At 24.7% G+C, this 22,977-nt stretch carries 16 protein-coding genes; 4 read left to right on the forward strand and 12 right to left on the reverse strand.

Annotated features, from left to right (window positions below):
• The first annotated feature begins 181 nt into the window (after window positions 1-181).
• A complete protein-coding gene (locus C7380_RS13570) occupies window positions 182-730 on the forward strand; it encodes a hypothetical protein (protein ID WP_109605503.1) in 549 nt (182 codons plus the stop codon).
• A gap of 5 nt (window positions 731-735) precedes the next feature.
• On the opposite strand, the gene C7380_RS10045 is transcribed toward C7380_RS13570, so the two are convergent.
• The 5 genes from C7380_RS10045 to C7380_RS10065 all read right to left on the reverse strand — a co-directional run bounded on the left by C7380_RS10045 (window position 736) and on the right by C7380_RS10065 (window position 8,864).
• On the reverse strand, window positions 736-3,576 hold the full coding sequence (locus C7380_RS10045) for a glycosyltransferase (protein WP_109605505.1): 2,841 nt from the start codon (window positions 3,574-3,576) through the stop codon (window positions 736-738).
• A gap of 6 nt (window positions 3,577-3,582) precedes the next feature.
• The gene (locus tag C7380_RS10050; RefSeq protein ID WP_109605507.1) at window positions 3,583-5,535 is read right to left on the reverse strand and encodes an oxygen-binding di-iron domain-containing protein; all 1,953 of its coding nucleotides are present in this window, start codon (window positions 5,533-5,535) and stop codon (window positions 3,583-3,585) included.
• A gap of 75 nt (window positions 5,536-5,610) precedes the next feature.
• The gene (locus tag C7380_RS10055) at window positions 5,611-6,708 is read right to left on the reverse strand and encodes a hypothetical protein (protein ID WP_109605509.1); all 1,098 of its coding nucleotides are present in this window, start codon (window positions 6,706-6,708) and stop codon (window positions 5,611-5,613) included.
• Complete coding sequence (locus C7380_RS10060; RefSeq protein WP_109605511.1) at window positions 6,708-7,001, reverse strand: hypothetical protein; 294 nt, start codon at window positions 6,999-7,001, stop codon at window positions 6,708-6,710. The genes C7380_RS10055 and C7380_RS10060 overlap by 1 nt, the downstream gene beginning before the upstream one ends.
• 24 nt (window positions 7,002-7,025) lie before the next feature.
• The gene (locus C7380_RS10065; protein ID WP_109605513.1) at window positions 7,026-8,864 is read right to left on the reverse strand and encodes a hypothetical protein; all 1,839 of its coding nucleotides are present in this window, start codon (window positions 8,862-8,864) and stop codon (window positions 7,026-7,028) included.
• 217 nt (window positions 8,865-9,081) lie between these two features.
• Here C7380_RS10065 and C7380_RS10070 point away from each other — a divergent pair, with 217 nt between their 5' ends.
• Window positions 9,082-10,107 carry a tetratricopeptide repeat protein gene (locus tag C7380_RS10070; RefSeq protein WP_109605515.1) on the forward strand — a complete coding sequence of 342 codons (1,026 nt, stop codon included), beginning with the start codon at window positions 9,082-9,084 and terminating at the stop codon, window positions 10,105-10,107.
• Here C7380_RS10070 and C7380_RS10075 read toward each other — a convergent pair.
• Genes C7380_RS10075 through C7380_RS10085 form a run of 3 tightly spaced genes read right to left on the reverse strand, consistent with a single transcriptional unit; the run spans window position 10,104 to window position 13,024 of the window.
• On the reverse strand, window positions 10,104-11,111 hold the full coding sequence (locus C7380_RS10075) for a hypothetical protein (RefSeq protein ID WP_109605517.1): 1,008 nt from the start codon (window positions 11,109-11,111) through the stop codon (window positions 10,104-10,106). The two genes, C7380_RS10070 and C7380_RS10075, sit on opposite strands and share 4 nt — an antisense overlap.
• Window positions 11,108-12,478 carry an aldehyde dehydrogenase gene (locus C7380_RS10080; protein ID WP_109605574.1) on the reverse strand — a complete coding sequence of 457 codons (1,371 nt, stop codon included), beginning with the start codon at window positions 12,476-12,478 and terminating at the stop codon, window positions 11,108-11,110. Before C7380_RS10080 ends, C7380_RS10075 begins: the two co-directional genes overlap by 4 nt.
• 30 nt (window positions 12,479-12,508) lie before the next feature.
• A complete protein-coding gene (locus tag C7380_RS10085) occupies window positions 12,509-13,024 on the reverse strand; it encodes a GNAT family N-acetyltransferase (protein ID WP_109605519.1) in 516 nt (171 codons plus the stop codon).
• Between the two features lie 90 nt (window positions 13,025-13,114).
• Here C7380_RS10085 and C7380_RS10090 point away from each other — a divergent pair, with 90 nt between their 5' ends.
• Window positions 13,115-14,149, forward strand: coding sequence for an endonuclease/exonuclease/phosphatase family protein (locus C7380_RS10090; protein WP_109605520.1), 1,035 nt, complete (start codon window positions 13,115-13,117; stop codon window positions 14,147-14,149).
• Window positions 14,150-14,300: 151 nt separating this feature from the next.
• On the opposite strand, the gene C7380_RS10095 is transcribed toward C7380_RS10090, so the two are convergent.
• The 4 genes from C7380_RS10095 to ftsH all read right to left on the reverse strand — a co-directional run bounded on the left by C7380_RS10095 (window position 14,301) and on the right by ftsH (window position 20,999).
• The gene (locus C7380_RS10095) at window positions 14,301-16,043 is read right to left on the reverse strand and encodes a DEAD/DEAH box helicase (RefSeq protein WP_109605522.1); all 1,743 of its coding nucleotides are present in this window, start codon (window positions 16,041-16,043) and stop codon (window positions 14,301-14,303) included.
• A gap of 174 nt (window positions 16,044-16,217) precedes the next feature.
• Window positions 16,218-16,877, reverse strand: a complete 660-nt coding sequence (locus tag C7380_RS10100) for an HAD family hydrolase (protein ID WP_109605524.1) — start codon at window positions 16,875-16,877, stop codon at window positions 16,218-16,220.
• 132 nt (window positions 16,878-17,009) lie between these two features.
• Window positions 17,010-18,986: a methyl-accepting chemotaxis protein gene (locus tag C7380_RS10105; RefSeq protein WP_109605526.1), complete on the reverse strand. Its 1,977-nt coding sequence runs from the start codon at window positions 18,984-18,986 to the stop codon at window positions 17,010-17,012.
• 150 nt (window positions 18,987-19,136) lie between these two features.
• Window positions 19,137-20,999: an ATP-dependent zinc metalloprotease FtsH gene (ftsH, locus tag C7380_RS10110; RefSeq protein ID WP_109605528.1), complete on the reverse strand. Its 1,863-nt coding sequence runs from the start codon at window positions 20,997-20,999 to the stop codon at window positions 19,137-19,139.
• 286 nt (window positions 21,000-21,285) lie between these two features.
• Between ftsH and C7380_RS10115 the strand changes: the two genes are divergently transcribed.
• Entirely contained in the window at window positions 21,286-22,962 is a 1,677-nt protein-coding gene (locus C7380_RS10115) for a methyl-accepting chemotaxis protein (RefSeq protein ID WP_109605530.1), read from the forward strand.
• The last annotated feature ends 15 nt before the right edge of the window (window positions 22,963-22,977 follow it).

A 22,977-nucleotide genomic window follows, 5' to 3' on the forward strand; every position in this document is an offset into this window, starting at 1 on the left:
ATATTTTATATTATATTGATTAAGTTATTTATATCACATATGTAAAAAAATAATGAAATTTTTCACAATATAACTTGTGAATAAAATTACAATTATATATATTAAAATTATTTTTTCTTGACAAAAACAAAAATTAATTGTATAATTACAAGTAGAAGTACTTGTTATTGGAGGCGATAGTATGAGTATGATGGAAAATGTTAAAACAAACTGGGTAGAGATTCACAATTTTATAAAAAAAGGTTATTCTTATGAAGAAATTGTAGAAATTATGAAAGCAAGAAATATAATGATATCTAAAAATAGTATTTCAAAATACAAAAAAGAATTAGAGAAAATTTTTGAAGAAGAATCGAAAAAAGAGAAAAAACTCAAAGAATATGAGAAGGAAAAAAATTCTGAAATACTTAAGAAAATAAGAAGACTTGAAGAAAAAATGGAACAATTTGAACATAAAACGAGTAAAAAAATTTCAGATCTTGAACTTGAAATGAACCCATCTGTTTTTGCGGATGAAAGAGAAGGAAATTTTATAATACCTTATAGAAATATGAATCCAAAAGAAAATTTTACATTTAGACTTCCATCTGAAGTAAAAGAGATGTTAAAAGAACTTTGTGGAGATGGAGCTAAAAATAAAGGGCTTTTAGACTTATCAAGAAATGAATTTATAACTGGATTGATAGTAGATTTTTATAAGAATTTTAAAAAAAACAATAATGAAAAGTAATTTCATTATTGTTTTTTATCTTTATCTTCAAAACCTATTCTTTCAAATTTTGACCAACCCATAGGTTTTTTTAGAGAATTATTAAAAGCATTTAATCTTACAAAACTCATGAACTGTCTTGGACCAAAATTTTCTAAAAATGAAAAAAGGATTAACAAAAAAGTTTCTTTTTTACTGAAATAATTAACTTCATCTTCGGCTATTATTAGAGAAGCTAAAGAAGTTGTTACACCTATAAATATTGTTGTTAAAAACAATAAAAAACCCATTTTCAAACTTAAAATATTAAAAAATCCTGCTAATACTATCATAAGATATCCTTGTATTTCTATTAAAGGTCCTATTAATTCAAATATAAAAAAATAAGGAATAGATATGAATCCCATTTTTCCATATCGTGGATTAAACATTAGATTTCTATGAAAAATCAAAATATCTATAAGACCTCTATGCCATCTATCTCTTTGTTTATAAAGGTTTAAATAGCTTGGTGGTACTTCAGTCCAACAATTGGCATTGTATGAATAACCTATTTTATGTTTAATTTTTTTATCATACATATCTCTATTGATTCTTACTACAAGTTCCATATCTTCACCAACTGTATCTTTCTTGTACTTTCCTTGTTCAGATAAATATCCTCCAGCTTCTATAATTCTTTTACGATTAAAAAGACCAAAAGCTCCAGAAATTATCAACATTGAATTTATTCTTGCCCAGCCGAGCCTTCCTGCCATGAAAGATCTTATATATTCAACAGTTTGAAATCTTTCTATTGTTTTGAATGGTAGATTTATTTTTTCTATATATCCTTTACTAACTTTACAGCCATTCAAAGGTAAGATATTTCCACCAATTGCTATCATTTCATGATCTGTATCCATTTTTAAACTTGTTATTTTTAAAAGTGCATCAGATTCAAGTATAGAATCTGCATCTATTCCACAGAAGAATTCTTTTTTTGATATATTTAAACCAGTATTCAATGAATCAGCTTTTCCACCATTTTCTTTATCTACCACTATTAGTTTTGGAATAGATTTATTTATATATATACCTCTTATAGGTTTTGTATTCAAATTTTTATTTAATATATAATCTGTTTTTTCAAGATTAAAATAATCTATCAACTTTTCAAGAGTATCATCTGTTGAACCATCATTAACTACTATAACATCATAATCAGGATACTGTAAGTTTAAAAGTGCATTAGTACTTTCTATTATTATTTCTGTTTCATTATAAGCTGGAGCTATTATTGATATACCTGGAAGAATTTTAAAAGTATAAAGTAAACCTTTGAACTTTAAATTCCACATTTTTTCTTGATGAAGTTGTTCAAAGTATGAAATTATTACAAGAATTAAATAAATTGCATTTAATATTACGACATATATTATTAAATACCAATTGAAATCATATATATATAATTTTAAACCTTCAATAAAAGTTATATCTGGAATTATTTTTCCATGCCTTAAAACAAATAATAAAGGGAAAAATGTAAAAACACCTATTAAAATTTTAATTAAATTTTCGATTTTATCTTTTTCTCTTTTAGTATCTTTTTTTGGAGGCTTTTGTATAATTCTTTTTAATGAAAGCTCATTTAAAATTCTTTTATTTATATATAATTGAAACTCTTTTTTTATGTATTCATTTTTTTTAATTGCTTTTTTTAAATAAGGCAAAATAATTCTTTCAATTGGAATATTTTTATTTTTATTTAAAAAGTCTATTGTATCTCCTATTACATCACTCAATATTATGTTATATATTAAATTTGCATATTTATCTTTTTCATTCGTTAATAATTTAAAGAAAAAATATTCTATCTTAATTGATATTACATTCGCTAAATTTTTTTTAATTTTATTGTTTTTTTCATTTTCAAATATATCTATTAAATACTCTAAAAATTTAGGGTTTTCTCTAAGAATATTAGAAAGAGAATATATGGCGTATTCATAAGTTTCATCATTTTCTAAAAATGGAATTAACTGATCTATATTTTCTTTTGTATTTATTTTAGAAAGTGTTTTTATTACAGTTTTTTGTATTTGCAAATCTTTATTGTATAAATAATATGCATCATTCAATATGTTAAAATAATTTTTTGAAAGACTTTGAACAGCTGCTCTTGATATTTCTATATTTTCGTCTCTTGATTTTGATATTAAATAACTTTTTAACTTTGTATCCATATAATGTGATGCAAAATATATTATCATCATTTGTATTTCTATTTCTTTTCTGTCCAATATAGTTAGTATATAATCATGAAAATCATTTTCAAATTTTGACAACATTACTTGAATTTTTTCCTTGTAAGGTTTTGGAGAGTTTATAAGACTTTCAACTAAAATAGGTATAGAATTTTTATTATGTATTTTATATAAAGAGTAAGCTATATATAATTTTATTATATAATCATTTTCATTTTCAAATTTTTCTTCTAAAACTAAGCGACATTCCTCAGTTCCTATTTCTCCGAGATAAACTATGGCTTGTATTAAATTACTTTTAATTTTTGAGTTTATTCTTTTTATATATTTTTTTTCTATATCATATTTTTTTATTAATTCCATGAATTCTTTTTTTGTTTTTTCATCGATCATTATAGATTGATTCATTTGTGCATATGCTTGCATAAAGTATTTAGGTTCTTCAATTTTAATTTCAAGGGGATTATTTATATTTTTTGATATTAAATTTTGCATATTATTTAATTTAATTCTTTGATATTTTTTTAAATATTTTTCTAATATAATTCCTATTATCAAAAGTGTATCGATTATGGCAAAGAATATAAAAAGATTTATTATTATTTGTTTATCTAAAATCATAAAAATTCAACTCCTTATTTTATTTTTTATTATTTCAAGGAGTTCACCAGTTGAATAAGGTTTTTTAAAAAAATAACTTATATCTAAAGCATAGGCTCTTTTGACATTTTCATAACTTTTTTCATAATCTATTATTATATACATTATTTCTTTTAAAGAAGAGTATTTTATCATCTCTTCTCTTACACGAAAACCATCTATTTTTGGAAGCATTATAGATGTTATTACAAGATCTGGAAAGTTTTCTTTTATTAATTTTAAAGAGGTTTCTCCATCTGAACAAGTAAAAACGAGATAACCAAGATTTTCAAGTAATTCTTTAAGAGTTTTTTTATGCATTTCATCCGTGTCTACTATTAAAATCTTTCCTTTAGTATCTACAAATTTTTTGAGCATGGCATCTGAATAAACCATATTCATTCCTGTATTTTTAGCTATTTTAAGCCTTATCATTGCAAGATTATATATTTCATCTACCATTTCATCAGATATTAATCTATTATCTTTTATTTCATCGGTTTCAACTACTGCAACAGATACAGTTATATGTTCTATAAACCTTTCAGATAAAGATATTGTATTTCTTATTTCATCTGCAATTTCATAAGCCTTTTCTTTGGATATTTCTTGATCTGATATATAATAGGCAAATAAAGCCCCTTTTAATTTAAAAATATGATCTTGTGGCCTTTTTAAATCTCTTAAAATATAAGAAATTATTTTTAAGGTTTCATCACCAGCATCATTACCATAATCAAAATTTATTTTTGATAAATTATCTGTATCTATGAATATAATATATCCTTTTTCATTATTTTTTTCCATTTTTGCTATTTCTGTATTTAAATAATTGAGAAAATATTTACCATTGTATAATTTTGTAAGAGGATTGATTAAAGATCTTTTATGGATTTTATTTAATTCATCTTCAAGTTTTCTTTTTTCTTCTTTTAAATCTTCGATTTCTTTTTCATTTTTATATATGTATGAATTAAATATTTCTGGAATTTCCATTTCAACAAGTCTCTCTTTTACTATGTCTTCAGCTATTATTAAATGTCTTACACCATAATTATGATAAATTATTTCTAAAAATAAATTTAATAATTTTTTTGAACTTGTTTTAGTTTTGATTATTTTATTATCTTTTATTTTTATTTCTGTGGATTTAAAAATATTTAAAAAACTCAATCCATAAGATTTTATATATAATTCTATTATTTCATTTATAGTGTTTAAAAATATATCATTTTTATTGTCTATATTCTTATGAAAATTTAATTTTCCACATTTAAGATCTTTTAAAATTTCTAAATATAGATTTATATTTTCTTTTATAATTCCTCCATATGTCGGTAAAATCATTTGGATTTGCAAGTCTTTTAGTTTAAAATAAATATTTTCAAGTAAATCTTCTGAAGATATAAAATACTCGAGATATGATTTTATATATTTAATAGAATTTTTATTTGAATAAATTGAGAATTCTTTATTAAAACAAGAAAAAATATTTCCACTGAAAAGGAAATCATTATAAACACATATAAAATTTTCTGGATGAGGTGTATAAGGTATGGGCAAAAATTTCAATTGTTCTCCATTTTTCAAATTTAAATTATTTTTATTTTGATTTATAAAATAAAATTCGGATTTTAAATTGAATAATTTTATTGATTCACCAGTACGCCAATGTGTTATTATTTTACCTTTAAAACCATTATCTTCAAATTTGTTAATTGCAGAACAATTTGAAGTATCTCTCAATACTATATAATCTAAATCTTTGATTTCAGATATTTCTGAGATTGATTTTTTTATAGAATCAAATTCTTTAATAGATCCACAACCAAAAAGTATTTTTTCTTCATCAAAATTTAGAAGATAAATATTGTTTTGAAGATGATTTATTAATTTATCATTTCCAATTCTAAATATATGATCATTTATTTTATATATCATAGTAACTCCTCAATAATTTTAATTTATTAAATTATATCAAAATAGGGGCGATAGAGCCCCTATTATATAAAATGATTATTTCAACATTAATGTATAATATAATATTCCGGAATTTCCTGCCGCTAAGAGCATTAAAATTTTATTTTTATTATTTTGAAATGATTTAGTTTCTATGAAATTAGGAGATGCATCATATAGATTTTCTACATCTTTATAAACAGGATCTTCTTCATTCAATATTTCTGTTCCAATTAAATTTAGACTATTATTATCTAAAATTATTTCATGAATACTAAAGCCGGAAGATATTTTTTTATCTATATCTTCATAAAAGAATGTATTAAAAGCAATTTTTTTATCATTAATTAATGAATATGAAACGCCATTAGAAGTTATTTTATTTCCATTCAATTCATCAAAAGTCATTTTTTTATTGCTCATATAGGAATAGTATCCAAACCCATTTTCTGACATTGAATATAAGAAATTAAAATTATCTGGCCAATAATTGCCAAAGAATTGTACAGTTGCTTTAGCTTCTGTATAGTTACCATTTTTATTTCCAAATCTTCCTATATCTTGAATTTTTTCTATTCTTGTTTCTCCATTGTTTAATCTAAATAATGTTCCATTGTCTCCAGATATTCCATAAATATAATTATCATATTTTGCAAGGTCTTTTATATCATCATATGAAATTATATAATTTACTTTGTTTAGCTGATTGTTATATGCTGCTAAACCACCATATCTTGCAAGGGTGACATAATAAAATTGTTCATAAGATATACCTGTTACTGTATTAGGTGCAAGCAATAAATCATCCGCATCTTTCATATTCCATGAGCCCGAATTTATATCTTTTGCATCTGATATATCATTTTTTACAAGTCTTAAATTATTTTCTATTTGATTTTTTATAGTAGTTTTATTCAAGCTAGTTTTATTAAAATAATCAAATTTACTTATAAAAGGTACTGAAACATTATCATCATTTAAAATATTTCCACCAAATACAATTTCATTTAATTTTTTATTATAATAAAGTGTATTTATATCAGCATTATTAAATTTTATTTCTGTAAATATTTTTGGATTATTATCATTTGAAAAATCTATTATTTGAATGGCACCTTTTGCATCTTCTCCAGCAAGATTATAAGCTATAAACACTATATCATATCATTTTTGTTCATAATTATATCATTTGCTTGTACATTTACACCATCAATTTCAACAGGTTTTATATTTCCTCTATAATTAAGATTTATACCTGCATGAGTATTACTTTTTGTTGTTTGTAGGGTTATCGTAGAATCTTGCGTTTCAATTTCTTGTTCTTCTAAGTTTATATCGATTTTATCAAATTTTGCATCATATCTTTTATAGTCTTGTTTTTTTGGTACACAAGATACAAATAATATGGATATTATTGTGAGCATCGATATCAATAATATTTTTTTCATTTTTTTCACCAACCAATTTAAAAATTAATTTTTATAAATATTTATTATTTCATCTAAAGGTTTTTCTTGATAATCGAATCTTAAAATGAAACTAACATTTTTATTTAAAATATTTTTGTATTTTAGATGAAATATTAATTGACCTTTTCCATCATTACCATCTTTATCATAATAAATGTCAAAATTATCAGAGTTTAAACCACTTACAGATGTATATGTCATATTGTTTTTAGAAATAAAACCATCTTCGATTATATATATTCCAAGATATTTATTCTCGCCATTAAAAGATTTTGAAAATGTTGATCCCATTTTTAAATGAATTCCTTTTTCGTTTCTTGAAATATTAGGTGATACTATTGATTTTTCGTATTCTTTAGTATCTATTTCTTCTATTTTAGTAGGAGTATTTTCAAAATGTTTGAAAATTCCAAGCTCACTTGAAAAAAGACTATTTTCTTCTAAATATATAAAATTTAGTCCAACATTGCTTATATTTTCTTTGAATTCAATTTTTTTTGAAATTTTTTCAAAGTTATTGAAATTTGTATAATAATCTTTTGATTTTTCTAAGTTTGTGTATGTAACTTCATAATTATATTTTATGGAATAAAAAAGTACTCCAGCATTTCCAGCAGCTGCAAAAGCATATTTATCAGTGTATTCTAAAAGTCCATCTTTTTTATTATAATTTCTAACATATACAAAATTAGGTGATGCATTTTTTATTTCAGAACCATATTTATCAGAAGTAAAAATTTCAGATCCTACATTTTCAACTTTAAATTTTATTTCGCCATTTTCAACTATTAATTTAGGATAATAAATTTTAAATCCTGATTCTGTACCATTTGTATAAGATGCTAATATCAATCCTGGATCATAAGAAATGCTATTTACAGTATAATTATTTTCTTCAAATTTTGAATTTGTTTCATCAATTGGATTTAAAGTTTGAACTTCAAATCCATTATTTCCAAGTGAATAGGCAAAAGTTCCATTTTCTATTATTTCTAGAGTTGCTTTTCCATCTGTATCAAAAACTTTTGAATTTATTTCAGATGATGAACTTAAATCTGAATTTATTTGATATATAACTCCTTTTTCACCTGATAATGCGTATATTTTTTGGTTTGAGATTTTCATATCTTTTATATCTTGAAAATCTTTGCTGTCTTTTAAATAATTTAAATTTGAGTCTAATTTTATTAAACCACCTTTTTTAGCTATAGACACAAAAATATTGGAATTTAATTCTACAATAGAAGTTACAACATTATATTCATCGAATATTATTTCAGATTCAATATTATTTATATGATTTACATATCTTATACTATTTACTATATTTTCAGCATTTATATCACTTAAATCAATTTTACCAACTATTGGTTCAGTATTTCCATTTTGCATTTTTGTTATCCCACCGAATATTATTTCATCAGTATTTTTATTATATTCAATTGCATTGATTTCATGAGATGAGAAAGTAATTCTGTAATCAACAACAGGTTTGTTTGGGTTTGATACATCTATTATTTGAATAGCTCCTTTTACATCATCTCCGGCAGTATTATAAGCTATTACTGAATAGTTATCATAAGATGTTATATCATTTGCCTGTACTTTTACATCTTCTACCATCATTGAATTTATTTTTGCTTTATAATATATTTGATAATTGTCATCATTATCTCTTGATTTCGATTCTTCAATATAAGTTACAGCATTTTTTGGATTTTTTATTATATTTATACTATCATATTGTGTTATATCTTCATTAAATTCTTTTTTCTGTGGAAGACATGATACTAAAAGAATAGATGTTATCAAAATAGTCATTATTAAATAAATTTTTTTCATATAAACCCCTCCCTAATTAATAGTCTTTATTAAATTATACTTAATATATGTATACAAGTCTATTTGAAAGTAACATATTTAAATAATTTAAGTAAAATATAAGTAACGATAAAATTACTATTTTTTGTTATGGAAACTTAATCGTTACTTATATGAAAAACAAAAAATTGATATAATATATTGAAATCTTAAATTGAGAAGATAAGAGGAGGGAAATATGAAAAAAAATTTTTTGATTTTATTAATTTTTATTTTTAGTTTTATAAATGTTTTTTCTATAAATTATGATGAATTGACTCAAGAAGCAAGAGCTTTAGCTTGGAGTGGAGAATATAAAAAAGCTATAAATATATATGAGAATTTAATAAGAGAATATCAAAATAAAGAAGTTTATCTTGATTATTCAAATGCACTTGCTTGGAGTGGAGATATAAAAAAAGCTATAAATCTTTTAAACTCTTTTGAGGGTGAAGATTCTGATATTGAAATGAGAAAAGCAAGATTTTTTTATTGGAATTTAAATTTTTCTGAAGCTTATAATATATTTTCAAAATATAAAAAAGATGAACTTGAAGAAAGTGATTTAGCTTTCATTAATTGGTATGAAGAATATAAACATTTTTTTATAAAAACTTCATATATCACTGATTTTTTGAAAGAGAATAGGGAGAATCAGTTTAATATATATATGGCTTATAATTATTATGATGTTTTTTCTGTAGCATTAAAATTTGATAATTTCTTTTTTGATGATGAATACAGAGTTGGGAAATCTTTAATAGAATTTTATTATGATGATTTTTTTTCTTTATTGGGTATAAGTCATAATCAATATTATATAGCTGAATTTGGTTATGTTTTTAAACCATTTACTCTAGGGTTTAAATCTACAAAATACCTTGAGAATTATGATGAATTTATAAAAAGTACTTCTGTTAATGGAGGGTATTTTGTTTTTAATTTTGTGTTGGAAAATATAGAGTTTTTACTAAGAGCTAATTTAGATTTTATTTATAAGGATTATTTTTATAAGGATCCTGAAAATGATTTAGTTTTTTCTTATTTGATTGGTAGTACTTATAAAAACTTTGGATTTAAACATTATTTTGATTTAAAAGAGTTGAATAAAAGTTTTATAGAATACAAGGATAATATTTGTGATTTTAATTATTCAATTAGTTTTTATTATGATTTTTTTAAGAAAAATTTTGGAGCGGGTATTTCTTTAGGATACTCTTTTTAATCATAGTATATAAAATACTCCCAAATCCAGAAGCTATTTTCTACAGCTTCTGGATTTATTTTTAAAAAATAAATTTCTTCATTTTGAAGTATTTTTTCATATAATGAATCATTTCTTTGTATATAAAAATCTTCTATTACAATCAATTTTTCAATCTTATAATGTTTTTGTTCATCAATATATATTTGTTTTGTTTTTGAATATAATGAATCTATGTTATTTATAGTTTTTATAAAATATAAATTTTGATTTCTATGTAATATTATTCCACTTTCAAGTGAATAAGAAATTTTATAATTTTTTGAATTAAAGTATTTTAAAAGGTTTTCAAGTCTATTTTCATTAAAATTCAATTTTAATTTATTCTCATGTAAATAATATCCAAAATCTTTTATATAAATCATAGGAACTAAAGTAGCATATTTCGATAATTCAGATTCGTCATAACCTCTGAGTGAATTTTCTTTTTCGTCCTCTATTATTGATGAGAAGAGAAAAAGTTTTTTTTCGCCTACGATTTTTTTTAGATTTTTTACGATTTCAATCATTTTTTTATTATTTTGAAAATTTGAATTTAGATTTATCCATTCAAGATCTATTGCAATTCCATCATATTCTATGTTTGAATTTTCTAAAAATTTTAAGTTTTCTTTTGCGATTGTCTCATAATTTTGATATATATATTCAAATTCTTCAGAACCATAACTATCTAAAAACCAAATATATTTTTTTGTTTTTAAATTGTCTAAAAGTGTTTTTAAATTTTCTTTTGAGGTTTTATAAAAGAATAAACTTCCTTTTTTATAAGCGGTTTCTTTTCCTAGGTGTATTATAGTTTCATCATAATTTTTGTTTATATGTTCTGCCATGTTTTTAAAGTATTGTGTATTTTCATCACGAAAAGTTTTTAGCATTATTGAATCATTTGCTATTATAATCCCTTTTGAGTATATTATTGTTTGTATTAATGATAAAAGTATTATTAAATATATACTTTTTTTCATTTTAATAATTTTCTCAAAGTATCCAATTTACCAGAGTATGGAGGATATTTTATTTTTATATCTGGCCAAAATCCTCTTTTCATTATACTCATATTATGGGTGAAAGTTTCAAATGAATATTTACCATGATACCCGCCCATCCCAGATGCACCTACGCCACCAAATGGTAGATAAGGATTAGAAAGGTGCATTATAGTATCATTTATTACGCCCCCACCAAAAATTATATTGTTTAACACTTTTTCTTCTACTTCTTTATCATTTGTGAATAAATATAATGCGAGAGGTCTTGGTCTTTTATTTATTAGGTTTATAGTATAATCTAAATCTTCCCAAACGATTACTGGAAGAATAGGACCAAATATTTCATTTTCCATGATTTTGTCTGTCCATTTTACATTATTTATTATTGTTGGTGATATATATTTTTCTTGTGAATCTTTTTCACCACCATAATATATTTCTGCGTTTTCTATCAATGGAATTAACATATCAAAATGTTTAGAACTTATTATTCTTGGATAGTCTGGACTTTGTTTTGGATCTTGTGAATAAAATTTCTCTATATAATAAACTATTTTTTCAATTAATTCTTCTTTTATATCTTTATGTGCAAGTAAATAATCTGGTGCTACACAAGTTTGACCAGCATTTAAATATTTGCCCCAAGCAATTCTCTTCGCAGTTTTGTCTATGTTTGTGTTTTTATCTACTATACAAGGACTTTTTCCACCAAGTTCTAAAGTTAATGGTGTTAAGTTTTCACAAGCTGCTTTCATAACTATTTTTCCAACGTTTGTACTTCCTGTAAAAAATATATAATCGAATTTTTGGTTCAGTATTTCTTTATTTACTTCTATTTCTCCTTGCCATACTTTTATATAGTTTGGATTGAAATTTTCGTTTATAAGTTTTTCTATTATTTGAGATGTTCTTGGAGAATATTCAGAAACTTTTATAAGTGAACAATTTCCACCTGCCATACTACCTATTAATGGTGCAAATGTTAGATTAAAAGGATAATTCCAAGGCGACATTATTAAAGTAACTCCATATGGAACTTTTTTAATATAACTTTTAGCCGGAAAAGCTGTTATTGGTGTTTTTACTTTTTGCGGTTTTGACCATTTTTTTAAGTTTTTTATAGTGTGGGTTAATTCACTTAAGGTTATTCCTATTTCAGTTTCATAAGATTCAAAAAAAGATTTGTTTAAATCATCTTTTAATGCAACCATTATTTTTTCTTGATTTTTTTGTATTATATCCTTTAATTTTTCTAATTGATTTATTCTGAATTCAATACTTTTTGTTTGATTAGATGAAAAAAATTTTCTCATATTTTCTATGTCAGTTTTTATCTGTTCGATTTCCATAATAATCCCCTCTTTTATAATTTTTTAGAGTTTTAATTTCATTATATCAACAATATGATTTTTATTTTTGATTTTCATACTTATTTCATCTGTTTTTTTATATCCAATATTTTCCCAAAATTTAATTCCATCAATATTTTCTTCTATTACACCTATTCTAATTGATTTTGCATTGTTACTTTTAGCAAATTCTAGTAATTTATTATGAAACATTTTTCCAAAACCTTGTTTTCTTTTTGAAGGATCTATCAGGAATAATCCAATAATCCATTCATATTTTTCTGGAAAATTTTTTATTAAATCTATTACTCCAATTAAATTATCTTTCAAAAACATTCCAAATATAAATTTATCTTCAAGAGTTTTATTTGGTGGAAGTTTAAATAATAATTCATTTATATCTTCATTAGATGCTTTGGTATTAGAGCTTAAAATAAAATAATCAGAACATTTTTCATATAAGTTTTTTATTATTTCATAATCAGTTTTATCAAGAATTTTAAGCTTATACTCATCAAAATTAAAAAAATCATGGTTCATAGAAGTTCACCTTCTTTGAATAATTTTATATTATATAATATAATTATATCAAATTAAATCATTTTATTTTTTAGATAGGGGGATAATTTTATGTTTAAATGGATTTTGCGGATACTAATTTTTATATTTGTTTTAATAGCTATTTTTTTTGGTTATTATACTTTTATAGATTTTAAACCATCTGATTATCAAATTTTAAAAGTTGAAGAAAAAAATAAAACATATATTGATGATGAGTTTACTATTGTATCTTGGAATATAGGATATGCTGGTATGGGGAAGAATATGGATTATTTTATGGATGGAGGTACAAGAAATAATCCTAATGAAGAAGAAAGTTTAAATAATTTTGAAAATATAAAAAAAATATTAGGAAGTATAAATGGTGATATAATTTTACTTCAAGAGGTTGATATTGATTCTAAAAGATCTTTTTATATAAATCAATATGATGAAATAAAAGAAATATTTAAAGATTATAATTCATCAATGGGTTTTAATTATGTTAATCCATATATACCTTTTCCTTTTAATGATCCAATAGGGAAAGTTAATGCTGGATTGGTTGAGTTTTCAAAATATAAGCCAATATTATCAGCAAGGTATAAGTTGCCAGGTGAGTATAAATGGCCTTTAAAATTATTTCATCTTGATAGATGTATGCTTGAGATGAGATTTGCATTTAAAGATAGAGAAGTCATTGTTATAAATACTCATAATTCTGCTTTTGATAAAGGAAATTTAAGAAAAGAACAGATGGAATTTATAAAAAATAAAGCTTTGAAAGAGTATGAAAATGGCAATTGGGTTATTATAGGTGGAGATTGGAATATGAAATTTCCAGAGATAACTGATGATTTTTTTGAATCCACTCAAGGAGTTCAAAGTTGGGTAAAAACAATAGATGAAAATTTAATGCCAGAAGATTGGAAATGGGTATATGACTCTAAAGTTCCAACTTCAAGATCTGCCGATATAGTTTATGAAAAAGGAGTAAACTATACAACTATATTAGATGGTTTTTTAGTTTCTCCAAATGTAGAAGTTTTAAATATTAGTGCAGATGATCTTCAATTTGAATTTACAGATCATAATCCTGTAAAAATAAAGCTTAAACTCAAATAAGAGTTAATAGTGGAAAAATATATCCAATTATAAAATGCTTAAATGTCCATTATTCAAAATATTTATTCTTTCAGGTTATTTCATCGCAATTTCTTTTTATAAAAATTTATAAGTCAAATAAAAAAATAGTGGAGATTTAATCTCCACTATTTTAGTTATTTGCTGATTTATTATAATTCCTTTTTGGTCTGTCTGAGCTGTTATTTTTTTTGTTATAATTGTTTCTTCTATTGTTGTTATCATAATTTCTTGATGAATTTCTTCCATTACTTCTTCTGTCATTGTTTCTATTATCATTTCTATCATTATTATCTTTTTTCTCTTTTGCTCTTTCTATTAAAGGTTTTCTACCTTTAGATTTTTTCTTGAATATAGCTGTTATGATTTCTGCATCTTCAAAAGGAACTGTTATAAAGGAAAATTTCTCGAATACTCTTACATCTCTTATAATTCTTCCTGGAACTTTAGTTTCTTTTTCTATATAATCTACAAGTTTTTTTGGATTCATTTCATCAGCTCTACCAAGAGCAACAAATAATCTTGTTTTTCCTTTTTTGTCTATAGAAACTTCTTTAATTTCATTATAATTATTTGTTTCGAGTTCATCTTGATAAACATTTTTTAGTACAGCAGCTATAATTTTTTCTGGTTCTTTAAACTCTTCTATTAGATCTTTTGCAAGTACTTCATATACATTGTTTATATTGTCAGACAAAGTACTTTTTATATCTTCTTTTATTTTTTGTTTTTTTGTATTTATTACATCTTTTATTTCTGGTATAGTAGATTTTTTAATTTCAGCTTTTGCAAATCTTTTTATAAAAAGTAATTTTCTATATTCTTCTGGAGTAACAAAAGTTATTGCAGTACCTTCATTTCCAGCTCTACCAGTTCTACCTATTCTATGTACATAAGATTCTGGGTTTTGTGGTAATGAATAATTTATTACATGAGTTAAATTTTCAATATCTATACCTCTTGCGGCAACATCAGTTGCTACTAAGATATTTGAATTTTTAGTTTTGAATTTTTTTAATATTCTTTCTCTTTGATATTGTGATATATCACCATGTAATGCTTCAGCACTGTATCCTCTGTCTATTAATCTGTTGGCTACTTCTTCAGCATCTACTTTTGTTCTTGTAAATACCAATCCATAAAAATTTTCTTCAACATCGATAATTCTACTCAATGCTTCAAATTTGTCACTTTTTCTTACTTCAAAATAAATTTGTTCAGCAAGATCTGTTGTTAATTGTTCCTCTTTTACAGAGATTATGTCGAATTCTCCCATGTATTTTTTTGCAAGTACCTTAATTTTAGAAGGCATTGTTGCAGAGAACATTAACATTCTTTTTTCATTATTTGTTTTGCTGAGAATTTTTTCTACATCTTCAATGAATCCCATGTTTAACATTTCATCAGCTTCGTCGAGTATGAAAAAAGATATTTTACTTAGATCGAGTGTTCCTCTATTTATATGGTCGATAACCCTTCCAGGTGTACCGACAATTATATCTATACCTTTTTTCAACTCTCTTATCTGGGCCTCAATGGATGCACCGCCATATATAGGCATTATCTTTAGTTTTTTGTATCCTCTTAACGAGTTAATTTCTTCAGATACCTGTACAGCTAATTCTCTTGTAGGTGTTAATATTAATGCTTGAACACTTCCAGGTTTTCTGTTGAGTTTTTCAACTAAAGGAATACCGAAGGCAGCTGTTTTTCCTGTTCCTGTTTGAGCCTGTCCGATTACATTTTTTTCACCAGATAAAAGGTAAGGGATTGTTTTTTCCTGTATTGGGGATGGTTCTTCAAATCCTTTTCTGGAAAGCGCTTTTAATGTATTTTCAGAAAGACCCAGCGATTTAAATTTTTCAAGTTTTTCCATACGTTTTTTAACTCCTTTGATTTAACGTTTATTTTTGCTGTGGGTCACTTGTGGAGAAAGCTTATTTTTTCATACACTCTTTTATTATAGCAATTCTGATTGCTATGACTTTGCAAAAAGGTTAAAATAAAAGAATATTGTGTTTCAACAAAAAATAATACCGATTATTCGGTATTATTTGAATAAATCTAATAAATACTCGATGTTTATATTTTGAATGTTATTAACAACTCCATTTGCTATACTTAAATCTTGATTAGGAGAGTTTGGAGAATCATAAGCGATGGTTTTACATTTTGCTTTATTTGCTCCTTTTAATCCATTATGTGAATCTTCTATTACAACGCATTCTTCTGGATATACATCAAGTCTTCTTGCAGCTTCGATGAATATATCTGGAGCAGGTTTTCCATTTTGAACTTCTTCACCACTTAAAATGACATCAAAATAATCTTTTATTCTAAGTCTTTTGGTTACAAGATTTATTAATTTTAATGGTGAGGACGATGCTAAAGCTATTTTTATTTTATTAACCTTTAATCCTTCTAAAAGATTTAATACTCCGTCTATAGGTGTATCAGTAAGATTTTTTTCCATATAATTATAACTCAAATCTTGTGCTTTTTTAATAAGCTCTTCCACAGATTGCTCTAAGTTGCATTCTTTTTTTATTATTGACCACATTTCGCCATTTGACATACCAATAAATGTTGAATATAAATTTTTACTAAGTTTTATACCCAATTGTTCAAAAAAAATTTCATTTGATTTTTTATGAAGAGGTTCAGAATCAACTAAAACCCCATCCATATCAAAAATTACAGCTTTTAACATTTAATCACCTCGAAAATTATACTATAATTACATATCGATTTTAACAATAATAGATTAATTCTATATTTAAAATTATTAAATATAAAATATTTATAAAAAAAAGGCATATTAAAATATGCCTTTTTTGATAAATTATAATTTAAAGAATTTTATTTGCTCTAATAATTGTTCAGAAAGTGCAGATAATTCTTGAGCACTTGCACTGACATTATTTGAACCATCAGATTGATTATTAATTCCTTCAGAAGCTTCGGTTATTTGATCAGAAATTTCTTCTATTAATTTTGTTACATTGACCATAGCTGAACTCATTTCTTCTGCTGAGGCTGATTGTTCTTGACTACTTGCGGTAAGATTTTGAATTCCTGAATTCATTTCTTCAACACTTGTTTGTATTATTTCAAATTTACTTGATAAATCTATCATAGATGTTGAGATATTTTCTATTACATTTACAACATTTTTTGTTGAATTATCTACATCTATAGTTCCATTTTTTATGTCATTTAATATATCCCCTATTTTTTCAGTAGCTTTTCTTGATTCTTCAGCTAATTTTCTTATTTCATCCGCAACTACAGCAAAACCTTTTCCTGCTTCTCCAGCACGAGCTGCTTCAATTGCAGCGTTTAATGCAAGTAAGTTTGTTTGTTCTGTAATTGAATTTATTGTTTCCACTATGCTACCTACATTTTCAGCGTTTGAAGATAGTTTATTTACATTTTTTTCTGTATTTTTTGATTCTGATACAGCTTCTTTTATTATTTCTTTTATTTTATCTATAGTTTTAGATCCTTCATTTGCAGATAATTCGGATTTTGATGCAGAATCATTTAATTCTTGAGCTGCTTGTGAAATTAATGTTGCAGAAGAGGCTACTTCTTCTACTCCAGAACTAACTTCTTCAACATTTGCTGAAACATTTGAAGCTCCATCTCTTATACTTGAAACTTTTTCAGCGAGTTCTTGTGATGTTGTAGAAAATTCTACTGCTAATGCCGATAAATCTTCTGCTGATTTGTTTGTTTGTTCACCAGATTCGAGAATTGTAGATACTATTTTGGTTAAATTTGATTTCATTTCTTCTAATACATTAGAAATTTTTCCTATTTCATCTTTTGTTTTATAATCAAATACTGTATTTAAGTCACCTTTACCAAATTTACTTATCTTTTCAGATAAAATATGTAGTGGTTTTGTTATAAATTTATTTGATGTGAATAATATAAATACTATTATTGCTATAGTTGTTATAACAGTTATAGACAAATTTATTATTAATGAGGAAGTAGGATCTTGCATTACCTCTTTTGAATCAACAACAGTATAATATATCCAATCTTTTACATCAGATTTTTCATAAAAAACAATTTTTTTATCTCCTTCATATTCATATTCAATAAAACCCATCGGTTCGGTAGCTTTTTTAAATAGATCATTATCTGATATATCTCCACCGATTTTTGTCCTATCGGCATGTAATAAAGTTATTCCCCTTTCATTTAGTAAATATGAATATTGAGAGTTAAATTTTTTGTATTCTGTTAAAGCTTTAGCCAATTTATCCATTCTCAAATCAAAAGCTATTACTCCTATAAAATTTCCACTTTGATCTGTAACATCTAAAGATAATGATATTAGTATTTGTTTTGAAGAAGCATCTTCATAAGGTTCTGAAATTTGAACAGTCCCTTTATTTTTTAAAGAATTGATATACCAAGGTCGTATTGTAGGATCATACCCATCAGGCATTTTTTGATCTGGTTTTATATAAAATCTTTTATCCTCTAATCCAATATAAGCATTTAATATATTTGTATGATTTTTAACTATATTATCAAATATTTTTAGCATCCAAGCATTTTCTTCATCTGTTTTTGAAAGAGCTCCTTTTACATTTGCATCATTGGCAAAAAAAGTCAATGATTCTGAAGTATTTTCAAAAAAATTTTCGAAATTACTTTTTATTAGTTGATTTGTTGAAGTTAGGAGTGTTTCAACATTTTCTCTTTTTGAATTATAAAAGCTTATATTACTAAATAATATTAATATAAATAATATTAATATACCTATGGATATGGATAAAATGTTTTTAATTTTTATACTCATATTATCATCTCCTAAAATATTTTTATGTATAGTTAAAAATAAAAAAACAAATAATATTAACTGAATAGTAATTTAATTTTACTATATTTAACATAAAAAATCCAGTAAAAAAAGTGATTCTTTTAAAAAAGAATCACTTTCTTATTTTATTTATACAGATTCATCAAATTTAATTTTTGTTTCAAGAGAATACAAGTCCATTTCCATAAGTTCTTTAAATTTTTCACCACTTATATTTTCTACTTTATAGAGATAAGTTGCTATCAAATCTAATCTTTGTTTGTTTTCTTCAAGTATTTTTAATGCAAGAGTATAACATTTATTAATTATATTTTTAATTTCGCCGTCTATTGATTTGGCGGTTTCATCAGAATAATTTTTAGATCTGGTCAATTCTTTTCCCAAGAATACTTCATCATCATCATCTTGCCAGACCATAGGACCCATTTTTTCACTCATTCCAAGTTTAGATATCATCATTTTGGCATATTTTGTAGCCTTTTTTAAATCATCACCAGCTCCAGTTGTTATTGAATCAAATATCAATTGTTCTGCAGCTCTTCCACCAAGGGCTATGGTAATTCTATCATATAGTTCGGATCTGCTAATCAAGAATTTATCTTCTTCTGGTAGTTGAAGAGTATATCCTAATGCAGAATGTCCTCTTGGAACAATTGTTATTTTATGAACAGGATCTGAATTAGGTAATAAATAACCCAAGAATGCATGTCCTAATTCATGATAAGTTAGTATTTTCTTTTCTTTTTCAGATATTATTCTTGATTTTCTTTCTGGTCCTGCCATAACTCTTTCAATAGCTTCTTCTAAATCTTCCATCGTTATATAAGTATTTTTATTTCTTATTGCCAATAAAGCACCTTCATTTATGAGGTTTTCGAGATCTGCTCCAACAAATCCAGGAGTTCTTTTTGCTAGAGTTTTTAAGTCTACATCTGGAGCTATTTTCTTTCCTCTTATGTGGACTTTTAGTATTTCTTCTCTTCCTTCTAAATCTGGACCATCGATAACAACTTTTTTATCAAATCTTCCAGGTCTTAATAGTGCCTTATCCAGTATATCAGGTCTATTTGTTGCGGCCATTACGACTACGCCGACATCATCATCAAAACCATCCATTTCAACAAGTAAAGAGTTTAAAGTTTGTTCTCTTTCATCATTTCCACCACCAAGTCCGGCACCTCTTTGCCTACCAACAGCATCTATTTCATCTATGAATATTATTGCTGGTGAATTTTCTTTAGCTTGTTTGAAAAGTTCTCTAACACGTGATGCTCCAACTCCCACATATAATTCAACAAAATCAGAACCACTTATATAAAAAAATGGAACACCAGCTTCACCTGCAACAGCTCTTGCTGTTAAAGTTTTCCCAGTACCAGGAGGCCCAACGAGTATTACACCTTTAGGCATTCTTGCCCCTAAAGTGTTGAATGATTTTGGATCTTTTAAATATTGTACTATATCTTTTAATTCTTCTTTAGCTTCATCTATTCCAGCTACTTTATCAAAAGTTATTTTATTTTTTGAAGGATCGTACTTTCTTGCAAGATTTTTACTGAAAGGGAATCCTCCAGACTTTCCACTTCCACCCATCATAGGTTTTAGCATCCAGAACCAGAACAGTATTAATATTATTATAGGGAATAAAGAACTTATAAGTCCAACCCACCATGAAGAAGTTATACTTTTAGTATAGGTTACTTCTATACCTGTATTGGCCATAGCCATGACATATTCTTTATCATAAAGCATTGTTGGAGCGAATATATCATATTTTAATCCTTCTTTAGTTTCTGCCTTTACTATACCAGTATTTTCAATATTTAGCTTTACTATTTGATTATTATTAATCATTCTTATGAGTTGAGAATAATCAAGTTCTTGAATAGGAGATTTTGTAAGGCTATTTATAGCAAAGAAGAAAATGAGTATAAGAATTATATAGACCCATAATATATTAAACATTTTTGGGTTGTTATTGTTTTCTGCCATGTGTTTTACCTCCTGAGTCTTGTTTACTTTCTTAGTAGTATTATTATTTATTTACTTTAATTTTTGATTAAAAAATTTGAACTAAATATATACACTTTATTATTATACAACATATTTCTATTTTTATTAAGTATTTTATCATTAATTTAATTTTAAAATCGTATTTTTAAGCTTAATTGAATTTAAAGAAATAATATGCAATTGTTTAATTATCGAATGATATAATAAAAAGTATGAATTTATAAATCTTAATATTTGAATTTATAAACATTGGAGGTGGGTTAAATTGATTAAAAGTGTTGGACAAAGAATATTTTTAGGCTTTTTAATAGTAATAGTAATTTTTTTGATTGGAGTGATAATAGATTTAAGAGCTTTATATGATTCTAATAGATCATTTGATGAATTTAATTATATTTCTGATAAACTCGATATTTCAAATGAACTTAATTTTAGTTTTTTGACAATTGAGGGTAAGATGAAAGACTTTTTTATAAATAAAGACGAAAATTCTAAATTAGAATTAAAAAAAGAATTTGATAATCTTTTAGATTCTTTGAATAAAGCAGAAATATTTTTAGCGAATGATTCAGAAGAGCTTTCTAATTTAAACAAATTTAAGAAATATATAAATGATTTTGAAAAATATTTTAAAGAACTTATGAATGCTAAAGACAAAGAAAGTTTTGAAAAGTCAGTTGAAAATATGAAAGTTATAAGTAAAAAAGTTTCTGATTTTATTAATTTAGAGAATTCAAGACTTTTAAAAGAAAGAGAAAATATAGAAAATAATATAATAGACAATAATAATTCAACCATGAGAAATCTCATTATACTTTTTATAATTAGTATTTTAATAGCTTTTTTGACTTCTTTTTTTATAACTTATTACATAAGAAAACCATTAAAAAAACTTTCACAAAAAGTTATTAAATTTGGTAAAGGAGATCTTACAGTCCAATTTAAAAAAACTTATAATGATGAGATAGGAGATATTCAAGAATCTCTTTCTTTTATGGCTAACAATTTAAAAGAAGTTGTTAATTCTATAATGGACAGTGTAGAATTTAATACAGAAAAATCTTCAGAATTGTCTTCAATGTCTCAAGAAAGTACGGCATCTATAGACAGAATAAATGATAAAGTTGATAATATAAGTACATCTTTACAAGATGCTACAGGAGCTATTGAAGAAGTTAACTCTTCTATGGAAGAACTTTCAGCGAGTGCAGAAACTTTGAGTTCTGTAGTAGAAAAGATAATGAATATAGCTGAAAGTACTAAAGATAAATCTGATGAAGGTCAAGAAATAATAGATTTAACTGCTGGTTCTATAAAAGAAGCAGTTTTAAAGTCACAAGAAGCTGAAGATATTTCAACGAAAACATTAAAGGATGCAGAAGAAATAGTCAAAGTTGTCGAAGTTATAAGTTCTATAACAGAGCAAACAAACTTACTTGCATTGAATGCGGCAATTGAAGCAGCTCGTGCTGGAGAAGCGGGAAAAGGATTTTCAGTAGTTGCTGATGAAATAAGAGTTTTAGCGGATGAAAGTAAGAAAGCTACAAATCAAATAGGAAATATAGTAGAAAATATAAGAAGTTCTATTTCTAATTCTAATAATAAAACATTTCAAACAAAAGAAAAGATATTAATCGTTGAAAAAAAATCTTTTGAAGTTATGGATAAATTTAAAAATATAAAGGAAGATATAAAAAAACTAGATGAAATAATAGAAAATGTTACAGCTTCTGCTCAAGAACAAGCATCAAGTGTTGAAAGTATAAATATTTCTATTGATGATATAACTAAACATGTATCAGATGTAAGTGAAAAACTTGAAAGTACTTCCGAAGATTTAGATAAACAAACTGATAATTTAAATAAAGAAAGTGAAAGTGCTGAAAAGTTATTGGAATATACAGTAAAACTTAAATCTTTAATAGATAAATTTGAAATATAAAAAAAGGAACAAATC

The organism is Oceanotoga teriensis, assembly GCF_003148465.1.
GTDB lineage: Bacteria > Thermotogota > Thermotogae > Petrotogales > Petrotogaceae > Oceanotoga > Oceanotoga teriensis.

Coding starts and splice junctions, on each gene's coding strand:
- C7380_RS13570 (WP_109605503.1), top strand. CDS start 182: ATGAGTATGATGGAAAATGTTAAAACAAACTGGGTAGAGATTCACAAT.
- C7380_RS10045 (WP_109605505.1), bottom strand. CDS start 3,576: ATGATTTTAGATAAACAAATAATAATAAATCTTTTTATATTCTTTGCC.
- C7380_RS10050 (WP_109605507.1), bottom strand. CDS start 5,535: ATGATATATAAAATAAATGATCATATATTTAGAATTGGAAATGATAAA.
- C7380_RS10060 (WP_109605511.1), bottom strand. CDS start 7,001: ATGAAAAAAATATTATTGATATCGATGCTCACAATAATATCCATATTA.
- C7380_RS10065 (WP_109605513.1), bottom strand. CDS start 8,864: ATGAAAAAAATTTATTTAATAATGACTATTTTGATAACATCTATTCTT.
- C7380_RS10070 (WP_109605515.1), top strand. CDS start 9,082: ATGAAAAAAAATTTTTTGATTTTATTAATTTTTATTTTTAGTTTTATA.
- C7380_RS10075 (WP_109605517.1), bottom strand. CDS start 11,111: ATGAAAAAAAGTATATATTTAATAATACTTTTATCATTAATACAAACA.
- C7380_RS10085 (WP_109605519.1), bottom strand. CDS start 13,024: ATGAACCATGATTTTTTTAATTTTGATGAGTATAAGCTTAAAATTCTT.
- C7380_RS10090 (WP_109605520.1), top strand. CDS start 13,115: ATGTTTAAATGGATTTTGCGGATACTAATTTTTATATTTGTTTTAATA.
- C7380_RS10095 (WP_109605522.1), bottom strand. CDS start 16,043: ATGGAAAAACTTGAAAAATTTAAATCGCTGGGTCTTTCTGAAAATACA.
- C7380_RS10100 (WP_109605524.1), bottom strand. CDS start 16,877: ATGTTAAAAGCTGTAATTTTTGATATGGATGGGGTTTTAGTTGATTCT.
- C7380_RS10105 (WP_109605526.1), bottom strand. CDS start 18,986: ATGAGTATAAAAATTAAAAACATTTTATCCATATCCATAGGTATATTA.
- ftsH (WP_109605528.1), bottom strand. CDS start 20,999: ATGGCAGAAAACAATAACAACCCAAAAATGTTTAATATATTATGGGTC.